Below are 26,029 nucleotides of genomic sequence, written 5' to 3'. Positions count from 1 at the left end.
ATTTAAGACCATTCTAAATAAGACATCTATTGCTACCTTCTGGACGCTAACCTGAGTTAACATGTTCTTCACTTTACCCGCCGGCTCCCTTACGGCGGGGTATCCACACCTGACAGGAGTATGTAATGTCCAAGCAACAGATCGGCGTTGTCGGTATGGCAGTGATGGGGCGCAACCTGGCGCTCAACATCGAAAGCCGTGGTTATACCGTCTCCGTTTTCAACCGCTCCCGTGAAAAAACCGAAGAAGTGATTACCGAGAACCCAGGCAAGAAACTGGTTCCTTTCTATACGGTTAAAGAGTTTGTTGAGTCTCTCGAAACGCCACGTCGTATCCTGTTAATGGTGAAAGCGGGCGCGGGTACCGATGCTGCTATCGATTCACTGAAACCGTATTTGGATAAAGGCGACATCATTATTGATGGCGGCAATACTTTCTACCATGACACTATCCGTCGTAACCGTGAATTGTCTGCGGAAGGCTTCAACTTCATCGGTACCGGTGTGTCCGGTGGTGAAGAGGGTGCCCTGAAAGGCCCATCTATCATGCCTGGCGGTCAGAAAGAAGCGTATGAGCTGGTCGCACCAATCCTGACTAAAATTGCAGCTGTTGCTGAAGACGGCGAGCCGTGCGTGACCTACATCGGTGCTGATGGTGCTGGCCACTACGTGAAGATGGTTCACAACGGTATCGAATACGGTGACATGCAGCTTATTGCAGAAGCGTACTCCCTGCTGAAAGGCGGCCTGAACCTCTCTAACGAAGAACTCGCCGAGACCTTCACCGAGTGGAACAAAGGCGAGCTGAACAGCTACCTGATCGACATCACCAAAGATATCTTCACTAAGAAAGATGAAGAAGGGAAATACCTGGTTGATGTGATTCTGGATGAAGCAGCGAACAAAGGCACCGGTAAATGGACTAGCCAGAGCTCGCTGGATCTAGGCGAGCCTCTGTCTCTGATCACTGAATCCGTATTTGCTCGCTACATTTCCTCTTTGAAAGAGCAGCGCGTTGCGGCATCCAAGGTGCTGTCTGGTCCGCAGTCCAAGCCAGCTGGTGATAAAACAGAATTCGTTGAGAAAGTTCGTCGTGCTCTATATCTGGGTAAAATCGTCTCTTATGCACAAGGCTTCTCTCAGCTGCGTGCTGCTTCAGACGAAAATAACTGGGATCTAAACTACGGCGAAATCGCGAAGATCTTCCGTGCTGGCTGCATCATTCGCGCCCAGTTCCTGCAGAAAATCACAGATGCCTACGCTGAAAATGCCGGCATCGCGAATCTGCTGCTGGCACCGTACTTCAAGAAAATCGCGGACGAATACCAGCAGGCGCTGCGTGACGTGGTTGCTTACGCAGTGCAGAACGGTATCCCTGTTCCGACCTTCTCCGCTGCGGTGGCGTACTATGACAGCTACCGTGCCGCCGTACTGCCAGCGAACCTGATTCAGGCACAGCGTGATTACTTTGGTGCGCATACGTATAAACGTACCGATAAAGAAGGTGTGTTCCACACCGAATGGCTGGATTAATCTGATTTAGTTTTGCCATATCATCAAGCCCGGTAGAGATACCGGGCTTTTTTATAACACCCAATCCACTTACTTTATAAACGGAATAGATTGCGTGAAAATTCTTGTTACTGGCGGTGCCGGTTTTATCGGTTCTGCAGTTATCCGACATATCATCAGCAATACTCGGGATAGCGTTGTTAACGTTGATAAATTGACCTATGCCGGTAATCTCGAATCCTTACGTGGGGTAAGCGATAGCGAACGCTATGTTTTTGAGCATGCTGACATATGCGACAAAGATGCCATGGAGCGGATTTTTGCTACTCATCAACCTGATGCAGTGATGCATCTGGCGGCAGAAAGCCATGTCGATCGTTCTATTTCCGGACCTGCTGCGTTTATTGAAACCAACATTGTCGGAACCTATGTTCTGCTTGAAGTAAGCCGCTCCTACTGGTTAAACAGGGATGATGAGGCAAGATCTGCGTTTCGTTTTCATCATATTTCTACCGATGAAGTTTATGGTGATTTACCTCATCCTGACGAGCATGATGAGAATACGTCCTTACCGCTTTTTACTGAAAAAACGGCCTATGCGCCAAGCAGTCCATATTCAGCTTCAAAAGCATCCAGCGATCACTTAGTTCGCGCATGGACCCGCACTTACGGGTTACCGGGGATTGTGACTAATTGCTCTAATAACTATGGACCTTACCATTTCCCGGAAAAACTTATCCCACTCATAATCCTGAATGCACTCGAAAATAAGGCATTGCCTGTCTATGGCAAGGGTGACCAGATTCGCGACTGGCTGTACGTTGAAGACCATGCGCGCGCGTTGTATACCGTTCTGACAAGAGGTAAAACGGGCGAAACATATAATATTGGCGGTTACAACGAGAAGAAAAATATTGAGGTTGTCCATTCCATCTGCGACCTGTTGGATGAAATGGTACCCAAAGCAACATCCTATCGGGACCAGATTACCTATGTTACCGATCGCCCTGGGCATGACCGTCGCTATGCAATTGATGCCCATAAAATCACGGCTGAACTGGGCTGGAAACCACAGGAAACGTTTGAGAGTGGCATTCGCAAGACCGTCGGGTGGTATTTGAACAACCCGCAGTGGGTCTCAAATGTTAAAAGTGGCGCCTATAAGAGCTGGATTGAGCAGAATTATGGGGAGCGTAAGTAATGATTAAGCGTAAAGGTATCATCTTAGCCGGAGGATCCGGCACTCGTCTTTATCCCGTAACGATGGCGGTAAGTAAGCAGTTGCTGCCGATTTACGATAAGCCGATGATCTATTACCCGCTTTCAACGCTGATGCTCGCAGGCATCCGGGACATCCTGATTATCAGTACTCCTCAGGATACGCCTCGTTTTAAACAGTTGCTTGGTGATGGCAGTCAGTGGGGGTTACGTCTGCAGTATAAAGTGCAGCCAAATCCTGATGGTCTTGCGCAGGCTTTCATCCTGGGTGAGGAATTTATCGGCGAGGACAATTGCGCGCTGGTATTAGGTGACAACATCTTTTATGGACATGATTTGCCAAGGCTTCTTGAAGGCGCGGCCGGTCAGGAAGAAGGGGCGACCGTATTCGCCTACCATGTCAGCGATCCGGAACGTTATGGTGTTGTCGAGTTTGACAAAGCCGGAACCGCAATCGGTCTTGAAGAGAAACCTCTCCAACCAAAAAGTAATTACGCGATCACAGGCCTCTATTTTTACGACAACGACGTGATCGAAATGGCTAAAAGTTTACGCCCGTCGGCGCGTGGTGAGCTGGAAATCACAGACATCAACCGCCTCTATATGCAGCAGGGGCGACTGTCCGTTGCAATGATGAGACGTGGCTATGCCTGGCTGGATACCGGTACACATCAGAGCATGATAGAGGCCAGCAACTTTATCGCAACTATTGAAGAGCGTCAGGGACTAAAAGTCTCCTGTCCTGAAGAGATCGCGTTTCGCAGAGGTTTTATCAGTTCAGAGCAACTTCTGTTGCTGGCTGAACCGTTGAAAAAGACGGGGTATGGTCAATACCTGCTCAATCTGACTAAGGGATTAGTCTGATTTGAACCGGCTTATCGTTTACCCTTTATTAGCTGTGATAAATGTTTAATAACCCCATCGCTGCTGGAGAATAGGTGTTTTGTATCGCGTTTTGTTGGTGTGTAATGCAGAGCAAAAGCCGGGTTAAGGCAATCCGGGTACCTTGACAGTGAATTGGCATTAGCGATAAAAAACCACCAGTTAACTATTGTGGTGGGATTTTGAATGTCACCAGAAACTCATACTGAAGAAGTCAAGTAAATGAAAATAACAATCTCCGGAACCGGTTATGTTGGTCTCTCAAACGGTATTCTGATCGCACAACACCATGAGGTGGTCGCGCTTGATATCATTCCGGCCAAAGTGGATATGCTTAATCAGAAGAAGTCTCCGATTATCGATAAAGAAATCCAGGACTATCTGTCAAACAAACCGTTAAATTTCCGTGCCACAACGGACAAAGAAGATGCTTACCGCGATGCGGATTATGTCATTATCGCGACCCCGACGGATTACGATCCGAAGACCAACTACTTCAACACCTCAACCGTGGAGGCGGTGATTAAAGACGTTATCGCCATCAATCCGAAAGCGGTGATGATCATTAAGTCGACCATTCCGGTAGGCTTCACCAAATCGATTAAAGAAGAGTTGGGTATTGATAATGTCTTCTTCTCGCCAGAGTTTCTGCGCGAGGGCAGGGCGTTGTACGATAACCTGCACCCATCCCGTATCGTGATCGGTGAGCGCTCTGAGCGTGCGGAACGTTTTGCCGCACTGCTGCAGGAAGGCGCTATCAAGAAAGATATTCCGGTACTGTTCACTGACTCCACCGAAGCCGAGGCGATCAAGCTCTTCGCCAATACCTATCTGGCAATGCGCGTGGCCTACTTCAACGAGCTGGATAGCTATGCAGAGAGTCTGGGCCTGAACACCCGCCAGATCATCGAAGGCGTGTGCCTCGACCCGCGTATCGGCAACCATTACAACAACCCGTCATTTGGCTACGGCGGTTACTGTCTGCCAAAAGATACCAAGCAGCTGCTGGCAAACTATCAGGCGGTGCCAAACAACCTGATTTCCGCGATTGTGGATGCCAACCGCACGCGTAAAGACTTCATCTCTGATTCTATCCTTGCGCGTCAGCCGAAAGTGGTGGGCGTCTATCGTCTGATCATGAAGAGCGGCTCTGATAACTTCCGCGCTTCTTCTATTCAGGGGATCATGAAGCGTATTAAGGCCAAAGGCGTGCAGGTCATTATCTATGAACCCGCGATGCAGGAAGACGAGTTCTTCCATTCTCGCGTGGTTCGCGATCTGGACGCTTTCAAGAAAGAAGCGGATGTGATTATCTCGAACCGCATGGCGGAAGAGCTGGCAGACGTGGCGGATAAGGTTTATACCCGCGATCTGTTTGGTAGCGACTAATCTCCCGTCTACCGCACATAAAAAACCCGGCTCATGCGCCGGGTTTTTTTGTATTAAACCTTATAGAAATTACGGTACCAGTCGACAAAGTTCTTCACTCCGTCTTTTACCGAGGTCTGCGGTTTAAAACCAATCACGTCATATAACGCCTTCGTATCGGCGCTTGTTTCCAGCACGTCACCGGGCTGGATGGGCATCATGTTTTTCTCTGCCACTTTACCTAACGCGTCTTCCAGCGCGGTAATATAATCCATCAGCTCGACAGGCGAGCTGTTGCCGATGTTGTAGACGCGATACGGTGCGGAGCTGGTCGCTGGCGAACCGGTCTCAACAGTCCAGTTCGCATCGGCCTGAGGGATCACATCCTGCAGGCGGATAATCGCTTCAGCGATGTCATCGATGTAGGTGAAGTCACGCTTCATCTTGCCGTAGTTGTAGACGTCAATGCTTTTGCCTTCGATCATCGCTTTGGTGAACTTGAATAGCGCCATATCCGGGCGTCCCCATGGACCGTACACCGTAAAGAAGCGAAGCCCGGTTGTCGGCAGGTTGTAGAGATGCGAGTAAGTGTGCGACATCAGCTCATTGGCTTTTTTGGTTGCCGCATAGAGTGACACCGGGTGGTCTACAGAGTCATCGGTAGAAAATGGCATCTTACGGTTAAGACCGTACACGGAGCTGGAAGAGGCATACAGCAGGTGCTGAACCTTATTATGACGGCAACCTTCCAGCACGTTAAGATGACCGACAAGGTTGGCATCTGCGTATGCGTGAGGGTTTTCCAGCGAGTAGCGAACGCCTGCCTGCGCGGCCAGATGGATCACACGGTCAAATTTCTCATTGGCGAAGAGTGCGGCCATGCCTTCACGATCGGCTAAATCCAGCTTTTGGAAGGTGAAATTATCGGAGTTGAGCAGATCCAGACGTGCCAGCTTTAGGTTCGGATCGTAATAGTCATTCAGATTATCAATACCGACGACCTGATGTCCTGCGTCCAGTAATCGCTTGCTGACATGTGAACCGATAAAACCTGCTGCGCCCGTAACCAAAAATTTCATATCTTTCCTCGTTAACGCTTCGTTCCTGTTGATGCTTGGGGCATCAGAATTTGTCTATGATAGCGCGTAGCGCATAAGTTACATAACCCATCTTTCCGATATAACTCATCGAATTCCTATAGAAAAATCCGCAGCAACAGATAAACTACGTAAACATATTTTTTTTGCCCTTTTCATCTGTTAGGGATTGTATGACACAAAACAACAATAGCCTGGTTACTCGCAGTACTGACCCGGAGCAAATTGATTTACTTGATTTAGTGCTGCAACTTTGGCGCGGAAAGTGGGTAATAGGGGCGTTTGTCGCTGTTTTTATCGTATTAGCAGGCGTTTACATCACGGTAGCAAAAGAGAAATGGACCTCATCTGCTATCATTGCCCAGCCCGATGCGGCTCAGATTGCCACTTACGCAAATGCACTGAATATCCTCTACGGTGGCGCAGCCCCTTCAATGTCGGATATCCAGAATCGTGCGATTGGCCGCTTCAACTCTTCGTTTTCAGCTTTAGCTCAGGCGCTGGAAAACCAGGAGATTTCAGAGAAGCTGACCATCGACACTACCGTTAAGGGTCAGGCATTACCATTAACCGTAACCTATCAGGGCGAATCTGCCGAAGCGGCTCAGAAGCAGCTTGCGCAGTACATCCAGCAGGTTGACGAGCAAACCGCAAAAGAGCTGACGCTTGACCTTCGAGACAATATCAAGCAGCAGATTACCACTCTGAACGACTCCCTGGAAAACCAGGAGAAAGTCTCTCAGGAGCAAAAAGATCTGCGAATCAAACAGATCACCGAGGCGCTTAAGAACGCCGAAGCGGCAAAAATTACTACGCCGCAGATTCAGCAAACGCAGGACGTGACCCAGGAAACGATGTTCCTTCTGGGTAGCGAAGCGCTGAAGTCGATGATTGATAACGAAGCTTCTCGTCCGTTGGTCTTCTCTGGTGCGTACTACCAGACCAAACAAAATTTGCTTGATATTCAAAATCTGAACGTAAATCCAGACACCGTTCACGTTTATCGTTACGTCATGAAACCGGATCTTCCTATCCGTCGCGATAGCCCCAAAAAAGCCATCACCCTGATTCTAGCCGTACTGCTGGGCGGGATTATCGGTTCTGGTGTAGTACTGGGCCGCAACGCGCTGCGTAACTACAAGCCAAAAGCCTGATTCGCAGACAAAAAAAGACCGGGTTTCCCCGGTCTTTTTTTTATTTATGGCGCTTACGTAAGTTCTCAATCACCGCCGTTAAATCCAGCTCCTGATCCTGCAGCAGCACCAGCAGGTGGTAGATCAAATCCGACGCCTCGTTAGTCAGCTCGTCCCGGTCATGCACTGTCGCCGCCAGCGCCGTCTCGACGCCTTCTTCGCCCACTTTCTGCGCTATGCGCTTGGTTCCGCTGGCGTACAGCTTCGCGGTATACGAACTTTCAGGGTCAGCCGTTTTACGTTCAGCCAGAAGCTGCTCAAGCTGGTAAAGGAACAGCCACTGGTGGCTCGCCTCACCAAAGCAGCTGCTGGTCCCTTTGTGGCACGTCGGCCCAATGGGGTTTGCCAGCACCAGCAAGGTATCGTTATCGCAGTCAGGGGTAATGCTGACCACGTTCAGGAAATGACCGGAGGTTTCGCCTTTGGTCCACAGGCGTTGTTTGGTGCGCGAGAAAAAGGTGACCTTACCGCTGTCGAGCGTTTTTGCCAGCGCGTCCTGGTTCATATACCCCAGCATCAGCACTTCACCTGAAACAGCATGCTGGACAACTACCGGTAATAATCCGTCAGTCTTTTCCCAGTCCAGCTGCGCCTGTTGTTGCTCTGTTAACATACCCTAATCTCCACGCCCTGTTCGGCCAGGTACGTTTTTAACTCACCAATATTGATAATTTGTTTATGGAACACGGACGCGGCCAGCGCGCCGTCAACGTTCGCATCGCGGAAGGCTTCAAGGAAGTGTTCCATGGTGCCCGCGCCGCCGGAGGCAATCAGCGGAACGTGGCACACGGCGCGCACTTTTTTCAGCTGCTCCAGGTCATAGCCGTTACGCACGCCGTCCTGGTTCATCATGTTCAGGACAATCTCGCCCGCGCCGCGCTTCTGCACTTCCTGCACCCAGTCCAGCGTCTCCCACTGGGTGACGCGGGTGCGGCTTTCGTCGCCCGTGTACTGGTTAACGTGGTACTTGCCGGTGGTATCGTCAAACCAGGTGTCGATACCGACCACAATACACTGCACGCCAAAGCGATCGGCCAGGCGGGTGATGAGTTCCGGATCGGCCAGCGCAGGAGAGTTGATGGAAATTTTATCCGCGCCAAACGAGAGAATTTTGGCCGCGTCGTCAGCGGATTTGATTCCGCCCGCCACGCAGAATGGGATGTCGATCACTTCTGCCACGCGTGCGACCCAGCTTTTGTCGACCACGCGTCCATCGCTGGAGGCGGTGATATCATAAAATACCAGCTCATCGGCACCTTCATCGGCATAGCGTTTCGCCAGCGGAACGATGTCGCCAATGATCTCGTGGTTGCGGAACTGCACGCCTTTCACCACCTGGCCGTCACGTACGTCCAGGCAAGGGATTATCCGTTTTGCCAGCATTGAATCGCCTCCGTCACCGTAAATTTGCCTTCCAGTAAGGCCCGTCCCACAATCACACCCTGCACACCGGTACCGCGCAGCGCGGCCACGTCGCCAATATCACCGATACCTCCAGAAGACTGGAATGCCACCTGCGGATAGCGCGCGCAGACCTCTTCGTACAGCGAAACGTTAGAGCCGGCCAGCGTGCCATCGCGGGAGATATCCGTGCACAGCACGTGCTTCAGGCCGACAGGAAGATAAATATCGACCAGCTCTTCCAGCGTTACGCCGGAGTTTTCCTGCCAGCCGCTAACGGCAACCTGCTTGTTACCCTGTTCATCAATGCGAACGTCCAGCGCCAGCACCAGCGCATCGGCGCCGAAGCGGCGGAACCAGCCCTTCACCGTATCAGGATCTTTCACGGCGGTAGAACCGACCACCACGCGCGCCACGCCCGCGTCCAGCAGGGCGGCAACATCGTCTTCCGTACGCACGCCGCCGCCAACCTGCACGGGGACATCCACGCCAGCAACCAGCTTTTTGAGCAGAGGGATTTGGCGTTTCGCCGGATCTTTCGCGCCGGTCAGGTCGACCAGGTGCAGCACCTCAGCGCCCTGCGCCGCATAGTCCTGCAGGCGCGGCAGCGGGTCGTTACCGTAGTCGCGCTGCTGGCCGTAATCGCCCTGGTGGAGACGAACAACCGTGCCGTCAATTAAATCTAAAGCGGGAATAATCATCACATCTCCAGGAAGTTTTTCAGCAGCTGTGCGCCCGCGGCACCAGAGCGTTCCGGGTGAAACTGCACACCGTAAAAATTATCTTTCTGTACCGCTGCGGTAAACGCCTCGCCGTAGTTGCATTGGGCAATGGTGTTCGCGTTCACCGGCATGGCGTAGCTGTGCACGAAGTAAAAGTACGCGCCGTCTTCGATGCCGCGAAACAGCCGGTCGCCCGCTTTGGCGTAAACGCGGTTCCAGCCCATGTGCGGCAGCGGTAAACCATGGTCGGTCATTTTCGGCACGTCTTCGTCAATAATGCCCAGCAGGTCGACGCCGTTGCTCTCTTCGCTGCGGCGGCCCAGGATCTGCATACCCAGGCAAATGCCGAGCACCGGTTGGGTACAGGCTTTGATCAGATCGACCAGCTCGCGTTCGCGAATCTGATCCATCGCCGCCTGCGCGGTGCCCACGCCGGGTAAAAAGAGTTTGTCGGCGCGCAGCACCACGTCCGGGTCACGGCTCACCACCGGCTCGTAGCCGTGGCGGGAAATCGCCGACTTCACAGAGTTCAGGTTGGCGCATCCGGTATCCAGAATCACCACGTTCATTACAACACTCCTTTCGACGAGGGAAGGGCGTCACCTTCAACGCGGATCGCCTGGCGCAGCGTACGGCCAAAGGCTTTAAACAGGCTCTCCACGCGGTGGTGATCGTTCTTGCCTTTGGTTTTCAGGTGCAGCGTCAGGCCCATAGTGTAGGTGAGCGAACGGAAGAAGTGCTCTACCATTTCGGTGCTGAGATCGCCCACGCGCTGGTAGGTGAAATCGGCTTTATATTCAAGGTGCGGGCGACCCGAGATGTCCATGGCGCAGCGTGCCAGGCACTCGTCCATCGGCAGGACGAAGCCGAAACGGTTGATGCCGCGTTTGTCACCGAGCGCCAGCTTCAGGGCTTCGCCCAGCGCCAGGCCGGTGTCTTCCACGGTGTGGTGATCGTCAATGTAAAGGTCGCCTTTTACCGTAATTTCCATGCGGAAACCGCCGTGGGTCGCAATCTGGTCCAGCATGTGGTCAAAGAATCCGACGCCGGTGTGGATCTTGCTGCCGCCTTCACGGTCCAGCCAGACCTTCACATCAATCTGCGTCTCTTTGGTGTTGCGCTCAACGTGTGAGTAACGGTCGCGTTTGGTCAGCTGTTCGCCAATCTTCGCCCAGTTGAGATCGCTGCTGCTGTAGCGCAGGCCCGCGATGCCCATGTTTTCGGCGAGGGTGATGTCGGTGGCGCGATCGCCAATCACATAGCTGTTGGCTTTATCGAGCGCTTCTTCCGCCAGATAACGCTCAACCAGCTTCACTTTCGGTTTACGGCAGTCGCACTCGTCGGCTGGCAGGTGTGGGCAAATCAGCACTTCATCAAACGCCACGCCCTGCGAGGTGAGGATCTGCATCATCAGGTTATGCGGGCCGTCGAAGTCGGCCTGCGGGAAGCTGTCCGTACCCAGCCCGTCCTGATTGGTGATCATCACCAGCTTAAAGCCAGCCTTCTGCAGTTTGAGCAGAACCGGGATTACGTCGGGTTCAAAAGCCAGCTTGTCGAAACGATCGACCTGAAAATCGGTAGGTGGCTCCGAAATGAGGGTGCCGTCACGATCGATAAAGAGATACTTCTGACTCATACTTTCTCCGCTTTCAGGGCGTCAATCACGCGCTGGCTCTCTGCACGGGTGCCGACGGTAATACGCAGGCAGCCGCTTAAGGATGGTTGTTTATTTTGGTCTCGTAAGATAATGCCTTGATCCCATAAAGATTTAAATACGGAGCTTGAAGCAGTAAAGCGCACCAGAATGTAGTTGGTTTCAGAGTCAAACACCTGCTCTACGCAGGGGATCGCTTTCAGGGCCGTCACCAGGTACTGACGCTCTTCCAGAATTTGCGCCACGCGTTCACGCATGGCGTTGATACCCTGCGGCGCCAGCGCCTGTGCGGCAATGTCGGCAACCGGCGTGGAGAGCGGGTAAGGCGCAATAACTTTCAGCAGCAGGTCGATGACCTCTTTATTGGCCAGCGTAAAGCCGCAGCGCAGACCGGCGAGGGCGAAAGCTTTCGACAGCGTACGCAGCACCACCAGGTGCGGGTACTCTTCAATCCAGCCTGCCAGCGTCGCCTGCGGGCAGAATTCAATATAGGCTTCATCCGCCACCACCAGCGCCTTGCCGCGGGTCATTTCCAGCAGGGTACGAATATCCTGCGGGTTGATAATCTGGCCGGTCGGGTTATTTGGGCTGCAGACGAAGACGACCTTCACGCCGTCGAGGTTGTCGGCGATGCCCTGCAGATCGAGCTGCCAGTCTTCCAGGGACAGCACGTTGCGGCACGCCACGCCGAAAGTTTCCGCGCTGACGCTGTACATGCCGTAGGTAGGCTGACAGTACATCACCGCATCTTTACCGGGCTCGCAGAATGCGCGGATCAGAAGTTCAATACCTTCATCCGCGCCGCGGCTGACCAGCACCTGCTCCGGCTTCACGCCCGCATACTGGGCGTAGTTTTCGATAACCGCTTTCGGCTGGCACTCCGGATAGCGGTTCAGCGTTTGCTGCGACAGCTCGAACTGCACCGCCGTCGGGAATTCATTGGCGTTCAGCCAGACATCGCCGTTACCGCCCAGGCGACGGGCAGACTGATACGGAGTCAGTCGTCGGACATTTTCGCGGGCTAATTCTTCAATGTTCATGCTTGCTCCTTCAGGGCGGCAACTCGCAGGGTCACGGCGTTTTTGTGGGCGGTCAGGCGCTCGGCGGCGGCCAGGGTTTCAATGGTGGAAGCCAGTGATGCAAATCCCTCGCGGGAGAGTTCCTGCACGGTCATCCGTTTCTGGAAATCCGCGAGGCCCAGGCTTGAGCAGGTGGAGGTGTAACCATATGTCGGCAGCACGTGGTTGGTGCCGGAGGCGTAATCGCCCGCGGACTCCGGTGACCAGTCGCCGAGGAACACCGAGCCCGCGCTGGTGATGCTGTCGACCAGATCGCGCGCGCTGCGGGTCTGAATGATCAGGTGCTCGGGACCGTACTGGTTAGAGATGGCAATACACTGGTCGAGATCGCGCGCCACAATCAGGCGGCTGGCGGACAACGCCTGGCGTGCGGTTTCGGCACGCGGCAGGTCCGCAAGCTGGCGCTCAACGGCTTCGCCTACGCGTTTCGCCATGTCGGCATCCGGCGTCAGCAGGATGACCTGCGAGTCCGGGCCGTGTTCCGCCTGAGATAACAGGTCGGAGGCTACGAAATCCGGCGTCGCGCCGCTGTCGGCAATCACCAGCACTTCAGACGGACCGGCTGGCATGTCAATTGCCGCGCCGTCCAGACGCTGGCTGACCTGGCGCTTGGCTTCTGTCACGTACGCATTGCCCGGGCCAAAAATCTTGTCAACCTTCGGGATGGACTCTGTGCCAAAGGCCAGCGCGGAAATTGCCTGCGCACCGCCCACGTTAAACACCTCCTGCACGCCGCACAGTTTCGCGGCGTAAAGGATCTCGTCGGCAATCGGCGGTGGCGAGCAGAGCACCACTTTCTGACACCCGGCGATACGCGCAGGGGTAGCCAGCATGAGTACGGTGGAAAACAGTGGGGCAGAGCCGCCAGGGATATAAAGGCCGACCGACGCAACCGGGCGCGTCACCTGCTGGCAGCGCACGCCGGGCAGGGTTTCCACATCAACAGTCTGTAATTTCTGCGCGGTGTGGAAGGTATCAATGTTTTTCACCGCGACGGCCATCGCCTGTTTGATGTCGTCACCAAGACGGCTTTCCGCTGCCGCGATTTCCTCTTCGGTGACCCTTAACGCGCCAACTTCGGTTTTATCAAACTTCGCGCTGTATTCACGCAGCGCGTCGTCGCCACGGGTTTTGACGTTGTTGAGGATCTCGGCCACGGTTCGGGTAATGCTTTCCGACGCGGAAATCGCCGGACGCATCAGCAGTTCGCGCTGTTGTGCGTCGCTACAGTTATTCCAGTCGATGATTGTGTTAAAGCTCATGGCCATTACTCCATCATCTTCTCAATTGGCAGCACCAGAATAGAGCTTGCGCCCAGCGCCTTCAGCTTTTCCATGGTTTCCCAGAACAGGGTTTCGCTGCTCACCATGTGCATCGCCACGCGCTGCTGATCGCCCGCCAGCGGCAGAATGGTTGGACGCTCCGCACCCGGCAGCAGGGCGATCACTTCGTCCAGGCGCTCGGTCGGCGCGTGCATCATGATGTATTTGGATTCACGCGCCTGAATCACGCCCTGAATACGGGTCAGCAGTTTGTCGATGAGCTGCTGCTTGGCATCGGCCATGTCGCCGTCGCGCTGAATCAGGCAGGCTTTGGAGCGATAGATAACCTCCACTTCGCGCAGACCGTTCGCTTCCAGCGTCGCGCCGGTAGAGACCAGGTCACAGATGGCGTCAGCCAGACCCGCACGGGGTGCCACTTCAACAGAGCCGTTCAGCAGGCAGGATTTAAACTGCACGCCTTTCTGGTCGAGGTATCGCTTTAACAGGTGAGGGTAAGAGGTGGCGATACGTTTGCCGTTCAGCGCAGCCGGGCCGTCCCACGCTTCATCGACCGGCGTAGCCAGCGACAGGCGGCAGCCGCCGAAGTCCAGACGACGCAGGGTGAAGTAACGCGGGTCTTCGCCCTGCGCGCGGCGGGTCAGCAGCTCTTCTTCCAGCACGTTTTCGCCGATGATGCCGAGATCAACGACGCCATCCATCACCAGGCCAGGAATATCGTCATCACGCACGCGCAGAATATCGATAGGCATATTTTCAGCCAGGGCAATCAGGCGCTGGGTGTGCAGGTTGATTTTAATCCCGCAGCGGGCCAGCAGTTCGCGTGAATCGTCACTCAAACGGCCTGATTTTTGAATAGCTATGCGTAAACGTGAGTTATCTAACATTCTTTATTCCTCGTTAACCTGTTTTAACCTGTCTGAATGCGGTCCAAAAAAAAAACCCCGGAAGATGATCTTCCGGGGGCTTTCTCTTGCGTTCGCGCACCACTGGAAGATCCAAACGTCTTCCAGCACACATCGCCTGAAAGACTAGTCAGGATGATGGTGGTGATGGTGGTTTTTAAATGGAACGCGTGTCATATAAATTCTCGTTGAATGCTTATGCATCTGATGTCTTTTAACCTAAACCACTTGCCCGGCAGATTGCAAGGGCTTTTTGTGATCATTAATTCATTTCATATTGATGCTATGAATTGTGTGTTCTGCCGGGCTGGCGTAGCCTTAATACAAGCATGTGTAAGCGGAGAGTTTTCATGAAAAAGGTCGCAATTGTCGGTTTAGGATGGTTAGGAATGCCGCTGGCGATGTCATTAGCCGCGAAAGGCTGGCAGGTGACCGGGAGCAAAACCACGTCGGATGGGGTAGAAGCCGCACGCATGTGTGGCATCGAGGGCGTTGAGCTGCGCCTTGAGCCTGAACTGGTTTGTGATGCTGACGATCTGGATGCGCTGATGGATGTCGATGCGCTGGTTATTACCTTACCCGCCCGTCGCAGCGGGCCGGGAGAGTCTTTTTATCTGCAGGCGATGCAGGAGATTGTCGACAGCGCGCTGGCGCATCACATCCCGCGCATCATTTTCACCAGTTCCACCTCAGTCTACGGTGACGTTGAGGGGACGGTGAAGGAAAACAGTGAACGTCAACCGGTAACCGCGAGTGGTCGCGTGCTGAAAGAACTGGAGGACTGGCTGCATAACCTGCCGGGCACTCAGGTAGATATCCTGCGTCTGGCCGGGCTGGTGGGGCCGGGCCGCCATCCAGGACGGTTCTTTGCCGGAAAATCGGCTCCGGATGGACAACATGGCGTCAATCTCGTCCATCTTGAGGATGTTATTGGGGCAATTGAGCTGCTATTACAGGCTCCGAAGGGTGGGCACATCTATAATATATGTGCACCCTCTCATCCATCGAGAAGTACCTTCTATCCGCTGATGGCTCGTCAATTGGGTCTGGCTCCGCCAGTCTTTGGCGATGCGAAAGGGGAAGGGAAAGGCAAAATTGTTGATGGCAATCGTATTTGTCATGAACTGGGATTTGAGTATCAGTATCCCGATCCGCTGGTGATGCCCATGGAATAATGCCATCAGCGGAGACGATCGCACACCGTAAGGGGGCGAAGATGAAACCGCTGCTGGATGTTCTTATTATTCTGGATGCGCTGGAAAAAGAGGGAAGCTTCGCCGCGGCGTCAGCGAAGCTTTATAAAACGCCTTCGGCGCTCAGCTATACCGTGCATAAACTTGAAAGCGATCTGAACATTGAGCTGCTTGATCGCTCCGGGCATCGCGCGCGTTTTACGCGAACCGGACAGATGCTGCTGGAAAAGGGGCGTGATGTTCTCCATACGGTTCGCGAACTGGAAAAGCAGGCCATAAAACTTCATCAGGGGTGGGAAAATGAACTGGTGATCGGCGTGGATGATACCTTTCCCTTTTCTCTCCTGACGCCGCTGATCGAAGCGTTTTATCAGCGCCACAGCGTGACCCGGTTAATCTTCATTAATGGTGTGCTCGGCGGCTCCTGGGATGCCCTGACGCGGGGCAGGGCGGATATCATCGTTGGGGCACTGCATGAGCCCCCCCAGTTGAGCGATTTTGGCTTTGCGCGACTGGGTATACTGGAGCAAATTTTTGCCGTCGCGCCCCATCATCCGCTGGCGAATGAACCGGAGCCCATTAACCGCCGTATTATTAAAAACTACCGTGCTATTGTGGTGGGCGACAGCTCCCGGCCTGAATGTGGCGTCTCTTCGCAACTGCTTGATGAGCAAGAGGCGATCACCGTGTTTGATTTTAAAACCAAGCTGGAACTGCAAATAAGCGGTCTGGGGTGCGGCTATTTGCCGCGCTATCTGGCGCAGCGCTTTATTGATAGCGGTGCGCTTGTTGAAAAACAGGTACTTGCTCAAAGCAGCAACGAATCGGTTTGGGTGGGCTGGAATGAACAAACTGCCGGGCTTGCCAGCGCATGGTGGCGGGACGAAATTTTAGCAAATAGTGCTATCGCTGCAGTTTACTCTCAGGGCAGTGTCGAGAAATCAGCCAGTTAGAAAAAAGAAAATTACCCGGTGCGTTGCAAACTATTGCCTTTTGTATCTGATGTGGGGCAAAATGCCGCCGCTGCAAACAAATGAATAATCGACGATATAAAAGGCGTCGGTTATTTTTTTTTGCATGTACGAAACGAAACTAAAAACCAAGAGGCCGGGCTTCGTACCGGATAGATATTTACTAAAATCCGACAGTTGTTGTCGCTGAGGAAGAAAGAAATGGGGCAATTTTTCGCTTACGTGGCGGTTATTACCGTAAAGGAGAATAACGATGTCGCATAACGCAACTCCAAACACCTCTCGCGTGGAATTACGTAAAACGCTTACGTTGATTCCGGTTGTTATGATGGGCCTTGCCTATATGCAACCGATGACGCTGTTCGATACATTCGGTATCGTATCAGGCCTTACTGACGGTCACGTTGCAACGGCGTACGCCTTTGCGCTGGTCGCCATTCTCTTTACAGCGCTGAGCTACGGAAAACTGGTTCGCCGTTTCCCGTCAGCAGGCTCTGCCTACACCTATGCTCAGAAATCCATTAGCCCGGCGGTTGGCTTTATGGTGGGCTGGTCATCTCTGCTGGACTACCTGTTCATGCCGATGATCAACATTCTGCTGGCAAAAATTTACTTCGAAGCGCTGGTACCTTCCGTACCGTCATGGATCTTCGTGGTGGCGCTGGTGGCCTTTATGACCATCTCTAACCTGCGCAGCATCAAGACCGTGGCTAACTTCAACACCCTGATTGTTATTCTGCAGATGGGTATCGTTGCGGTTATCGTGGGTTTGATCATTTACGGCGTGTCTCATGGTGAAGGCGCAGGTACGCTGGCCAGCACCCGTCCGTTCTGGTCTGAAGGCGCGCACGTTGTGCCGATGATCACCGGTGCGACCATCCTGTGCTTCTCGTTCCTGGGCTTCGACGGTATCTCTTCTCTGTCTGAAGAGACCAAAGACGCCGAGCGCGTGATCCCGAGAGCGATTTTCCTGACCGCGCTGATTGGCGGTATGATCTTTATCGGTGCTTCCTACTTCCTGCAGCTGTACTTTCCGGACATCTCTCGCTTTAAAGAGCCGGACGCATCACAGCCTGAAATCATGCTGTATGTTGCAGGGAAAACCTTCCAGTGGGGCGTGCTGATCTTCTCCAGCGTCACCGTACTGGCATCGGGTATGGCGGCACACGCAGGGGTTTCTCGCCTGATGTACGTAATGGGTCGTGACGGTGTGTTCCCAACCCGTTTCTTCGGCTACGTTCATCCGAAATGGCGTACCCCGGCGTGGAACGTACTGCTGGTTGGCGCAATTGCACTGATGGCCATTAAGTTTGACCTGGTGACTGCAACCGCGCTGATTAACTTTGGTGCGCTGGTGGCGTTTACCTTTGTTAACCTCTCGGTGATTTCTCAGTTCTGGATCCGCGAGAAGCGTAATAAAACGCTGAAGGACCACTTCAACTATCTGGTGCTGCCAATGTGTGGCGCGCTGACGGTGGGTGCGCTGTGGATTAACCTGGAAGAGAGCTCAATGGTTCTGGGTCTGATCTGGGGTGCTATCGGTCTGATCTATCTGGCTTGCGTAACCAAAAGCTTCCGTAACCCGGTACCTCAGTACGAAGACGTTGCGTAACATAATGTCGGGTGCCCGACCTGTACACCCGTAGGCCCGTGTAAGCGTAGCGCCACCGGGCGAAAAAAAAGCCGGAGACAATGTCTCCGGCTTTTTTGTACCCATGACTCAAACAATCTCTTGCGCGTACTGGAACAGGGATTTCAACAGCGCCTGTTTCTCAGAATTCCCTTCATACTGGCCGTAAAGCATTTCCAGCTCTTGCGCATAGCTGTTGAGAAATTCCGGTGTAAACACGTTACGTCGATGCTGCAGCCAGCGTTCCTGCTCCACTTCGTCCAGAGTCCCCGGATAGTTTCGCGCCCGGTAATTGAACATCAGCTTTTCAATGCGCTTATCTGCAAAGGTAATATCCAGCGCTGGTAAGTTACGCGGCTCGGTTTGCAGGACGATATTCATTGCCGCGCGATCGGCATCGCTGAAGAAGCCGTTATAAAGCTGTGCGTCGACGTTCTCAGACGGCACAAACGGCTCGGCTTCCGCAAAGATAGCGACCACTTTTTCCCGTACCTGCGGGTTGTCGCGCAGCACCTTCAGGTTATCCAGACAGTGCTGACGATTAATACCCAGCCTGTCAGCATCTTCCGGTCGCAGCGTATTGGCCTGCGCCAGCACCGGACATTTATTGATGTGAACCAGCTTCACCGGTACCGCAGGCAGATCGCCGAGCTCGTTTTTCGGCGTATAAAGCCGTTCACGCAGCGTATCGCTGTCCAGTTCCAGCAGCGGGGAGATCTCGCCCGCCAAATCCACCATGATAACGGCATTACGGTTGTCGGGATGCCATGCCAGCGGCGCAACCCAACTGGTATTGCCGCGCCACGCACCGAACATCCCGGAGATGTGTACCAGCGGCTTCATCTGCGGTACATCAATGAGCGTAGTCAGCTTCTGTTTGCTGCGGTGACTCAACAGATACTCAAACAGACGCGGCTGGGCGGTTTTCACCAGCTTTGCCATGGCAATGGTGGCATAGACGTCTGCCATCGCGTCGTGAGCATTGCTGTGCTCGATGCCGTTGGCGCGCGTCAGGTGTTCAAGCCTGAAACTCGGCAGGCCATCCTCGTTCTCCGGCCAGTTAATGCCCTCAGGACGCAGGGCATAACAGGCGCGCATAATATCGAGTAAATCCCAGCGCGAATTGCGGTTCTTCCAGCTCCAGGCATAGGGGTCGTAGAAGTTGCGGTAGAAGATATTGCGCGTCACTTCATCATCGAAACGGATGTTGTTGTAACCGACCACGCAGCTATGGGGAACGGTAAACAGATCGTGGATGCGGCGGGCAAACTCCGCTTCGCTCACGCCTTTTTCCCGTGCTTCCTGCGGTGTAATGCCCGTAACCATCACCGCGCCCGGCTGCGGCAGATAATCATCCGCAGGCCTGCAGTAAAAGACCTCTGGCTCGCCAATAATGTTGAATTCGTCGTCGGTACGGATGGCAGCAAACTGCGCCGGTCTGTCCAGCGCCGGGTGGGTGCCGAAGGTTTCGTAATCGTGAAATAGGAAGGTAGGTTGTTTATCTGTATCTGGCATTGTCTAGGTTTGTCCACAATAGTTAATTAACTGCCTGTTATTACTCGAAAAACAACCCTTAATTCACCTGAGTTTGTCCACGAACGCTAAATATGGTTGTTTACTGTGTTTTGATGTCCATGTGATATTGCGTGCCAGAAGTGTACCAAACTACGATTTCTGAGCGTACCAAATATTATTTATGGCTATCAGCTACACAAAACTGCGTATTATTCATGGTAAATCATACACGGGCCCACAAGAAATAGCTGATACCGATGGTCTTAGCGTGCGCATTTCACCGAAGGGGTCATCCAGTTCCAGTACCGTTATCGCTGGTTGGGTAAAGCCAATCGACTAGGCATTGGCAGTTACCGGTCCATCTCCGTTGAAAGATGCCAGGCAGATTACGGCTGAATTGCGAAACCCATATTTTTAAAGTGGTTATCCACGCACAAACTTTTAAGAGAAGGCTTAGATCTCCTTGACGGTCGCCCAGTGGTTCTACCACTACGTGTCTACAATTCTCCGATAAAAAACTAGGTAGTTTACCGATCAACGGTTATAAAGCGTATGCATGACGTATCCCCAAATCGCCCTGCATCTTCAATCACCGTTAAGCAATGTCACTGAAGAAGAAAAGGGTAATCCGCGCCGTGCCCGCCAAGTACTGAGCAAGCTCAGTTCTGCGATAAGCTGGTGCATGCGGCGTCAGGTGATAGATAGCTGCGCAATTATGAGCATCCAGCCAAGAGATTTCGGCCCCGGGCGGAGGACGGCGATCGGGTACCGTCGTATAACGAGCTTGCCCGGATATGGCTAGCTGTTGAAAGAAGCTGGGCCTCGACCTGATGACTGATCAGCTCCATCAGCATACCTGCGGATACCTTTTTTACTGTACTGGTTTTCTGCTTTCGCGAAGGCTTCAGCGTTTTTCGGCGTATCGGGTGTTCGCCAGACGACACCATCAATGGCGTTGAGTGTCAGGCCATTCCAGATTGAGTGCCGGGCTTCCTCGTGCCAATACTGCTGCGTGAGGTTAATCAGCTCACGGATGGCATCTTCACCTAGCGTTTTGCGGCGAACGATGACGGAGCAGCTGTAAATGGGCTGCTGGCGCGGTCCACGATATCGGTCAAATTGACGATATGAGAGAGCGGTTTATTGTTGGATATCGCCATGTTGATATCCAGCCAGACCATGGATTCAAGGGGAGGTTAACGTTCAAGCAAAGTTACCGTGTCGGTGAGAGCAAATGTCTGCTGGATAAGGTCGTGAGAAAGTAGATCGGCAAGAGTCTGGACCTTATCGGTAGCGGTAAGATTAATAATGCCGAGCGTTTGTGAAAGTTGCATTTAAAAAGGGTTTCATGTTGAACACAGAACCCTTTTTACAGCAGTCACTGGATCGGCCAACCGATCCTTAAACGATCCACATTGCCTGCCGGGCGCTTTATTTTACTTATTTTCGACATAACCCTTTCTAAGGTTTATGAAAGGTTTTTCTATGAGAGAAAACGTCATTACTGAAATGACAACAATTGAAGGGAGGATAATCAATGCCGTTACTATTGCTGGATTTACTCCAACGAATAAATACCCTAACGTTTTTTGAATAAATCTTCCAACAGGAATATGCATCAAATATATAGAGAAACTCAATGCTCCAAGATATGATAGTGATTTGTCCAATAAATACGGAATGTTAACCGGAAGCATAATGTAACTGTAGGCTACGAATGCCCATAACAAAGCCTCAATTGTAAGGCTGAAGTTAAATATTAAAAAGGAACTTTTTTGTGAAGCAGTGTACCATGATATTGCAATGATAGAAGCGATAAACATTGCTATGGCAGGCGCTAAATTGCGGTGCTTATCTTTATTAGCTATGTAGATATATCCACTAATAATTCCAATCAAGAACTGATCAAGTCTACCGACAAGTGACTTGTACAGTTCATGGTATGTAGAATCTCCATAAGAATTAATCACTATGAATTTAATGATAATCATCATTGCAAGCATATTGAAGGCATACTTTATCCCATGCCTGCCAATAAACAAGGCAATGAATGGGAATATTAAATAGAATTGAAATTCTACGGCAAGAGTCCACATGGGGACAAGAATAGGCTCTTTCCCCATCCATTCGCTTGCACTAAATCCAGTGTTAAACTGTAGAAGAATTAGCCTAATAATATCTCCTGCGCTAACAACAGGACCATGAATAGTAACCGCTATGAAAAAAACAAATATTACTAACGGGAATATCCTTAATATTCGGTTGGTTATGAACTGTTTATACTCGATATGCTTTTTACCAGCATCGCTTATAATGCAGAAGATAAACCCAGAAAGGACAAGGAATAAACTTACACCTGTCGCACCGGAGTTAATCCATCGATAAACAAATCCAGTTATAGTTGATGGGTCAGATGGCGTATTAGCTATGTCACCCCTAAAGTGCAAAAAAACAACCAGCACTGAGGCAATGAAGCGTAAATGGTCCAGTCGTGATAGATATCCGTAATTCTTAGTCTGCACGTTAAATTTTATCCTTTAGCCCGAAAAGCTTTCTAATCTTGTTGCGAAGCACAATCCTTTACTCTTGAGTGGCGATATCCTATCAAAGTCTTTTTGGCTAACATCAACTTTGACAGAATATTCGCAATATCCAAACACATCTTTCAGTGACCATCCTGTGTTGTAGATAATAAACTAATTTCTTTCATTAAGTTTGCAATCGATAACAAAAGACTTATCCCCCACGAGAACGTGATCCTGTCACGGTTAAGATAGATATAGTTATGCACTCTCATGAGAATACCTTACTGAAAATTAACCTTTTTAATTCAAAATCATGATAATAGTTGGACGAAAGTCTAGCATCTTCCACTTGATGAATGCCACCATACATTAATGCTATATATGTATACAGTTTGTTTATGAGGTGACCATGCCACGCACAGCAGACATACGTACCGCCTTTGGCGTGGTCATACAGCTAAATCCGAAGGATTATCGGTATCCAAGAACCGACATCTTCATAGCGAAGTTGCGAGAGAAAATTTGCCACTTCAGCTAGGACGATGCGAACTCATGGATTGAGCGTTATCAGTCAGACTTCGCTGACAAGGCTACTGACGACAGCGATAATCACTACTGGATCCTGCGCAACATGGGAAAGGTTTTCTGATGGGATTTCCTTCACCGGCAGCTGATTACACTGAACAGTGCATATCGCTTGATGAGCGAATCAAAAAACAGCGGGCGTGGCGCAAATTTGCGAGTCAGATCCAGCAAAAAATCTGAATTCTGTCACATTTTTTTGCAATTAAGGCAGGTAACGGCAGCAGAACTCCCGTAAAAAGGTCATCGATTTTTAATGACCTGAGGATATACCGTTGAAACGCCGTCTGTTTATTGCTGTTTCTTTACTTGCTTCGAGTATCACATCTGCGCTGGCTGCCGATCCGCTGGATTTCTCCCCGCAGCCACCGGCCATCCAGGCGGGGTCGTGGGTGCTGATGGATTACACTACTGGTCAGATATTAACGGCGGGCAACGAACATCAACAGCGTAATCCGGCAAGCCTGACCAAGCTGATGACGGGCTACGTCGTCGACCGCGCTATCGACAGCCATCGCATCAGCCCGGATGATATCGTCACGGTTGGGCGCGACGCGTGGGCGAAAGGTAACCCGGTCTTTGACGGATCGTCTCTGATGTTTCTGAAAGAGGGCGATCGCGTTTCCGTACGCGATCTTAGCCGGGGCCTGATTGTCGACTCCGGTAACGATGCCTGCGTGGCGCTGGCCGATCACGTCGCGGGCGGCCAGCCGCAGTTTGTGAAGATGATGAATGACTATGTGCAAAAGCTGAACCTGCGCGACACCCATTTCGAAACCGTTCACGGACTGGATGCACCTGGGCAGCACAGTTCCGCTTACGATCTGGCCGTTCTCTCCCGTGCGATCATTCACGGTGAGCCAGAGTTTTATCATATGTACAGCGAGAAGAGCCTGACCTGGAACGGGATCACCCAGCAGAACCGCAACGGCCTGCTGTGGGATAAAACCATGAACGTGGACGGTCTGAAAACGGGGCATACCTCCGGCGCGGGCTTTAACCTGATTGCCTCCGCGGTGGACGGGCAGCGTCGCTTGATCGCCGTGGTAATGGGCGCAGACAGCCCGAAGGGGCGTGAAGATCAGGCGCGCAAGCTGCTCCACTGGGGACAACAGAACTTTGATACGGTGCAGATCCTGCACAGCGGTAAAAAAGTGGGGACCGAGCGGATCTGGTACGGTGATAAAGAACAGGTAAACCTGGGAACCGATCAGGACTTCTGGCTGGCCTTGCCAAAAGCGGAAGTACCGAACATTAAGGCTAAATACGTACTGGATACAAAAGCGCTGGAAGCCCCAATTGCCGCCCATCAGCGGGTCGGTGAAATTCAGCTGTACGACCGCGATAAGCTGGTGGCGCACTGGCCGCTGGTCACGCTGGAACGCGTTGATAAAGGCGGTATTTTCTCCCGCCTGAGTGATTATCTGCAACACACCATCTAACCATTTTGAGCAGACTGGCAGGGTTGCGAGTCTGCTCACATAATAAACACTCCTCGTTTGCCGATAATATTCATTCTGCTTTATAGTGTATAAATATACAGTAATAAACGGAGGCAGCATGGACTACAGCATCAAGCAGCAACAGAAACGTAAAATCGCAGGTTTTCACCTTGTTGGGCCGTGGGAAAAAACCGTTAAGCAGGGCTTTGAACAACTGGTCATGTGGGTGGATGGGCGTCACATTCAGCCGCTGGAGTGGGTAGCGGTTTACTACGATAATCCTGATGAGGTCCCGGCAGAAAAACTGCGCTGTGACACTGCCGTCACGGTACCCGACGACTTTATCATTCCCGATAACAGTGAAGGGGTGATGATGACCGAAATTGTGGCCGGGGATTATGCGGTCGCGACGGCACGTGTTGAAAATTACGACTTTGCGACCCCGTGGTATCAGTTCTTTAATTCCCTCCTGCAGGACAATAAGTACCAGATTGCTCCAAAACCCTGCTTCGAACGCTATCTTAATGATGGTAATGCGGATGGCTACTGGGACATTGAGATGTTCGTCGCGGTAGAGCATAAAGCGGGTTAACCCTGTAAAAAGTGGGATTTTTAGCCGGGGGCGATCCACCCGGCTGAAAACACAGTACAATTGTGATTTGCCGTGTAGCTGGAGAGCGGGTGTGCGTCCCGACAAATCATTAACGCCGTTTGAAATTCGGTTGTACAAACATTACCGCGTGGTGCATGGGTGTCGCATCGCGCTGGCGTTCGTGTTGACGTTTGTACTGGTTCGCTTGCTGGATGTTCCGGAGGGGACGTGGCCGCTGATTACGCTGGTGGTCGTGATGGGGCCCATCTCCTTTTGGGGAAACGTTGTTCCGCGCGCGCTTGAGCGAATTGGTGGGACCGTATTAGGCTCCGCCCTTGGGCTAATCGCCCTGAAACTGGAGCTGATCTCCTTTCCTGTCATGCTGGCATGGTGCGGCGCCGCCATGTTCCTCTGCGGCTGGCTGGCGTTGGGCAAAAGACCGTATCAGGCGTTGCTGATTGGGATTACTCTCGCGGTGGTGGTCGGTGCGCCCGCCGGGGATATGACTACGGCGCTGTGGCGAAGCGGGGATGTGGTGCTCGGCTCGTTGCTGGCGATGCTGTTTACGGGGATCTGGCCGCAACGCGCCTTTCTGCACTGGCGCATCCAGATGGCGAATTACGTGACGGCATTTAACCGTGTCTATCAGGCCGGCTTTTCCCCGAATCTGGTTGAACGGCCACGGCTGGAAAAACACCTGCAGAAGATCCTCAATGATGTCGTCAAAATGCGCGGCCTGATCACGCCCGCCAGCAAAGAAACCCATATTCAGAAAGCGATTTTCGAAGCCATCCAGACGGTAAGCCGCAATCTGGTCTGCATGCTTGAGCTGCAGATCAACGCCCACTGGGCCTCGCGTCCCAGCCATCTGCTGATGCTTAATGCGCATACGCTCAAAGAGACCCAGCAGATGACGCAGCAAACCCTGTTGACCATCGCCCATGCGCTCTATGAAGGCAACCCGCAGCCGATACTGGCCAACAGCGAGCGACTGAATGAGATCGTCGCGGAGCTGAAGCAGCTAATCAATGAACGCCAGAGCGATAACGTGGCGGAAACGCCCATTCATGGCTACGTCTGGCTGAGTATGGAACTGGCGCGGCAGCTTGAGCTCTTATCGCATCTTATTTGCCGGGCGCTGCGCAAATAAAAGGCGTATGTGACGCCTGCTGCTTCGATTCAGCAGCAATTGGGGTTATGATAGATTTAAACGATATACTCATTGTCATTCGCAGCCGCTGTCTGTTACAACGGTTGCCTTAACGAATC

24 protein-coding genes, 2 pseudogenes and 1 other annotated feature are annotated in these 26,029 nt (G+C 52.3%); of the genes and pseudogenes, 13 read left to right on the top strand and 13 right to left on the bottom strand.

Going from position 1 to position 26,029, the window contains the following annotated elements; all coding sequences use genetic code 11:
• Positions 1 to 125: 125 nt before the first annotated feature.
• The 4 genes from gndA (at position 126) to ugd (ending at position 5,000) form a co-directional block, all read left to right on the top strand.
• Complete coding sequence (gene gndA, locus ACOQH0_RS14810) at positions 126 to 1,532, top strand: NADP-dependent phosphogluconate dehydrogenase (protein WP_421510711.1); 1,407 nt, start codon at positions 126 to 128, stop codon at positions 1,530 to 1,532.
• Positions 1,533 to 1,626: 94 nt separating this feature from the next.
• Positions 1,627 to 2,712 (top strand): dTDP-glucose 4,6-dehydratase, encoded by a 1,086-nt coding sequence (gene rfbB / locus ACOQH0_RS14805; protein WP_421510710.1) that lies wholly within the window; start codon positions 1,627 to 1,629, stop codon positions 2,710 to 2,712.
• On the top strand, positions 2,712 to 3,593 hold the full coding sequence (gene rfbA, locus ACOQH0_RS14800; protein WP_421510709.1) for a glucose-1-phosphate thymidylyltransferase RfbA: 882 nt from the start codon (positions 2,712 to 2,714) through the stop codon (positions 3,591 to 3,593). The genes rfbB and rfbA overlap by 1 nt, the downstream gene beginning before the upstream one ends.
• Before the next feature lie 240 nt (positions 3,594 to 3,833).
• Complete coding sequence (gene ugd / locus ACOQH0_RS14795; protein WP_421510708.1) at positions 3,834 to 5,000, top strand: UDP-glucose 6-dehydrogenase; 1,167 nt, start codon at positions 3,834 to 3,836, stop codon at positions 4,998 to 5,000.
• 53 nt (positions 5,001 to 5,053) lie between these two features.
• On the opposite strand, the gene ACOQH0_RS14790 is transcribed toward ugd, so the two are convergent.
• Positions 5,054 to 6,058, bottom strand: coding sequence for an NAD-dependent epimerase (locus tag ACOQH0_RS14790; RefSeq protein ID WP_421510707.1), 1,005 nt, complete (start codon positions 6,056 to 6,058; stop codon positions 5,054 to 5,056).
• A gap of 191 nt (positions 6,059 to 6,249) precedes the next feature.
• Here ACOQH0_RS14790 and wzzB point away from each other — a divergent pair, with 191 nt between their 5' ends.
• Positions 6,250 to 7,230 (top strand): LPS O-antigen chain length determinant protein WzzB, encoded by a 981-nt coding sequence (wzzB, locus tag ACOQH0_RS14785; protein ID WP_238460023.1) that lies wholly within the window; start codon positions 6,250 to 6,252, stop codon positions 7,228 to 7,230.
• A 40-nt stretch (positions 7,231 to 7,270) separates the two neighbouring features.
• On the opposite strand, the gene hisIE is transcribed toward wzzB, so the two are convergent.
• From hisIE to hisL, 9 genes are all read right to left on the bottom strand, one after another.
• Entirely contained in the window at positions 7,271 to 7,882 is a 612-nt protein-coding gene (hisIE, locus tag ACOQH0_RS14780; RefSeq protein WP_421510706.1) for a bifunctional phosphoribosyl-AMP cyclohydrolase/phosphoribosyl-ATP diphosphatase HisIE, read from the bottom strand.
• Positions 7,876 to 8,652 (bottom strand): imidazole glycerol phosphate synthase subunit HisF, encoded by a 777-nt coding sequence (gene hisF, locus ACOQH0_RS14775; protein ID WP_421510705.1) that lies wholly within the window; start codon positions 8,650 to 8,652, stop codon positions 7,876 to 7,878. Before hisF ends, hisIE begins: the two co-directional genes overlap by 7 nt.
• Complete coding sequence (gene hisA / locus ACOQH0_RS14770; protein ID WP_089600476.1) at positions 8,634 to 9,371, bottom strand: 1-(5-phosphoribosyl)-5-[(5-phosphoribosylamino)methylideneamino]imidazole-4-carboxamide isomerase; 738 nt, start codon at positions 9,369 to 9,371, stop codon at positions 8,634 to 8,636. Before hisA ends, hisF begins: the two co-directional genes overlap by 19 nt.
• A complete protein-coding gene (gene hisH, locus ACOQH0_RS14765; RefSeq protein WP_042716025.1) occupies positions 9,371 to 9,961 on the bottom strand; it encodes an imidazole glycerol phosphate synthase subunit HisH in 591 nt (196 codons plus the stop codon). Before hisH ends, hisA begins: the two co-directional genes overlap by 1 nt.
• Positions 9,961 to 11,028, bottom strand: a complete 1,068-nt coding sequence (gene hisB / locus ACOQH0_RS14760; protein ID WP_042716027.1) for a bifunctional histidinol-phosphatase/imidazoleglycerol-phosphate dehydratase HisB — start codon at positions 11,026 to 11,028, stop codon at positions 9,961 to 9,963. Before hisB ends, hisH begins: the two co-directional genes overlap by 1 nt.
• Positions 11,025 to 12,086 carry a histidinol-phosphate transaminase gene (gene hisC, locus ACOQH0_RS14755; protein WP_042716029.1) on the bottom strand — a complete coding sequence of 354 codons (1,062 nt, stop codon included), beginning with the start codon at positions 12,084 to 12,086 and terminating at the stop codon, positions 11,025 to 11,027. The genes hisB and hisC overlap by 4 nt, the downstream gene beginning before the upstream one ends.
• Positions 12,083 to 13,387, bottom strand: a complete 1,305-nt coding sequence (gene hisD, locus ACOQH0_RS14750) for a histidinol dehydrogenase (protein ID WP_421510704.1) — start codon at positions 13,385 to 13,387, stop codon at positions 12,083 to 12,085. The genes hisC and hisD overlap by 4 nt, the downstream gene beginning before the upstream one ends.
• Before the next feature lie 5 nt (positions 13,388 to 13,392).
• Positions 13,393 to 14,292 (bottom strand): ATP phosphoribosyltransferase, encoded by a 900-nt coding sequence (gene hisG / locus ACOQH0_RS14745; protein WP_028018500.1) that lies wholly within the window; start codon positions 14,290 to 14,292, stop codon positions 13,393 to 13,395.
• Positions 14,293 to 14,337: 45 nt separating this feature from the next.
• Positions 14,338 to 14,461: a sequence feature (His leader region), on the bottom strand.
• Positions 14,437 to 14,487, bottom strand: a complete 51-nt coding sequence (gene hisL, locus ACOQH0_RS14740) for a his operon leader peptide (RefSeq protein WP_099516347.1) — start codon at positions 14,485 to 14,487, stop codon at positions 14,437 to 14,439. Its footprint overlaps the feature before it by 25 nt.
• A gap of 173 nt (positions 14,488 to 14,660) precedes the next feature.
• Between hisL and ACOQH0_RS14735 the strand changes: the two genes are divergently transcribed.
• The 4 genes from ACOQH0_RS14735 (at position 14,661) to ACOQH0_RS14720 (ending at position 18,086) form a co-directional block, all read left to right on the top strand.
• Complete coding sequence (locus tag ACOQH0_RS14735; protein WP_042716031.1) at positions 14,661 to 15,485, top strand: SDR family oxidoreductase; 825 nt, start codon at positions 14,661 to 14,663, stop codon at positions 15,483 to 15,485.
• 41 nt (positions 15,486 to 15,526) lie between these two features.
• On the top strand, positions 15,527 to 16,456 hold the full coding sequence (locus tag ACOQH0_RS14730) for a LysR substrate-binding domain-containing protein (protein WP_042716033.1): 930 nt from the start codon (positions 15,527 to 15,529) through the stop codon (positions 16,454 to 16,456).
• Positions 16,457 to 16,675: 219 nt separating this feature from the next.
• Positions 16,676 to 16,738, top strand: a complete 63-nt coding sequence (gene yoeI, locus ACOQH0_RS14725) for a membrane protein YoeI (protein ID WP_100166194.1) — start codon at positions 16,676 to 16,678, stop codon at positions 16,736 to 16,738.
• Positions 16,728 to 18,086 (top strand): APC family permease, encoded by a 1,359-nt coding sequence (locus ACOQH0_RS14720; RefSeq protein WP_010432055.1) that lies wholly within the window; start codon positions 16,728 to 16,730, stop codon positions 18,084 to 18,086. Before yoeI ends, ACOQH0_RS14720 begins: the two co-directional genes overlap by 11 nt.
• A 108-nt stretch (positions 18,087 to 18,194) precedes the next feature.
• On the opposite strand, the gene sbcB is transcribed toward ACOQH0_RS14720, so the two are convergent.
• Positions 18,195 to 19,619, bottom strand: coding sequence for an exodeoxyribonuclease I (sbcB, locus tag ACOQH0_RS14715; protein ID WP_421510703.1), 1,425 nt, complete (start codon positions 19,617 to 19,619; stop codon positions 18,195 to 18,197).
• A 181-nt stretch (positions 19,620 to 19,800) separates the two neighbouring features.
• Here sbcB and ACOQH0_RS14710 point away from each other — a divergent pair.
• Positions 19,801 to 20,447 (top strand): annotated as a pseudogene (locus tag ACOQH0_RS14710) (Arm DNA-binding domain-containing protein); the annotation flags it as partial.
• Here ACOQH0_RS14710 and ACOQH0_RS14705 read toward each other — a convergent pair.
• Together ACOQH0_RS14705 and ACOQH0_RS14700 are read right to left on the bottom strand one after the other, a co-directional pair.
• Positions 20,423 to 20,953: pseudogene (locus ACOQH0_RS14705) on the bottom strand (transposase domain-containing protein); the annotation flags it as partial. The pseudogenes ACOQH0_RS14710 and ACOQH0_RS14705 overlap by 25 nt on opposite strands.
• A 102-nt stretch (positions 20,954 to 21,055) precedes the next feature.
• Complete coding sequence (locus ACOQH0_RS14700) at positions 21,056 to 22,141, bottom strand: acyltransferase family protein (protein ID WP_421510702.1); 1,086 nt, start codon at positions 22,139 to 22,141, stop codon at positions 21,056 to 21,058.
• Positions 22,142 to 23,001: 860 nt separating this feature from the next.
• Between ACOQH0_RS14700 and dacD the strand changes: the two genes are divergently transcribed.
• The 3 genes from dacD to ACOQH0_RS14685 all read left to right on the top strand — a co-directional run bounded on the left by dacD (position 23,002) and on the right by ACOQH0_RS14685 (position 25,910).
• Positions 23,002 to 24,168 (top strand): serine-type D-Ala-D-Ala carboxypeptidase DacD, encoded by a 1,167-nt coding sequence (gene dacD / locus ACOQH0_RS14695; protein ID WP_421510701.1) that lies wholly within the window; start codon positions 23,002 to 23,004, stop codon positions 24,166 to 24,168.
• 118 nt (positions 24,169 to 24,286) lie between these two features.
• Positions 24,287 to 24,760 carry a DNA gyrase inhibitor SbmC gene (gene sbmC / locus ACOQH0_RS14690; protein WP_010432063.1) on the top strand — a complete coding sequence of 158 codons (474 nt, stop codon included), beginning with the start codon at positions 24,287 to 24,289 and terminating at the stop codon, positions 24,758 to 24,760.
• A 91-nt stretch (positions 24,761 to 24,851) separates the two neighbouring features.
• Positions 24,852 to 25,910, top strand: coding sequence for an FUSC family protein (locus tag ACOQH0_RS14685; protein WP_100165945.1), 1,059 nt, complete (start codon positions 24,852 to 24,854; stop codon positions 25,908 to 25,910).
• Positions 25,911 to 26,029 lie beyond the last annotated feature (119 nt).

The sequence above is a fragment of the Enterobacter sp. JS8-1 genome (assembly GCF_049187015.1).
GTDB classification, from domain to species: domain Bacteria; phylum Pseudomonadota; class Gammaproteobacteria; order Enterobacterales; family Enterobacteriaceae; genus Enterobacter; species Enterobacter mori.
The sequence above is the reverse complement of the archived record's forward strand: the minus strand, read 5'-3'. Positions and strand labels throughout refer to the sequence as shown.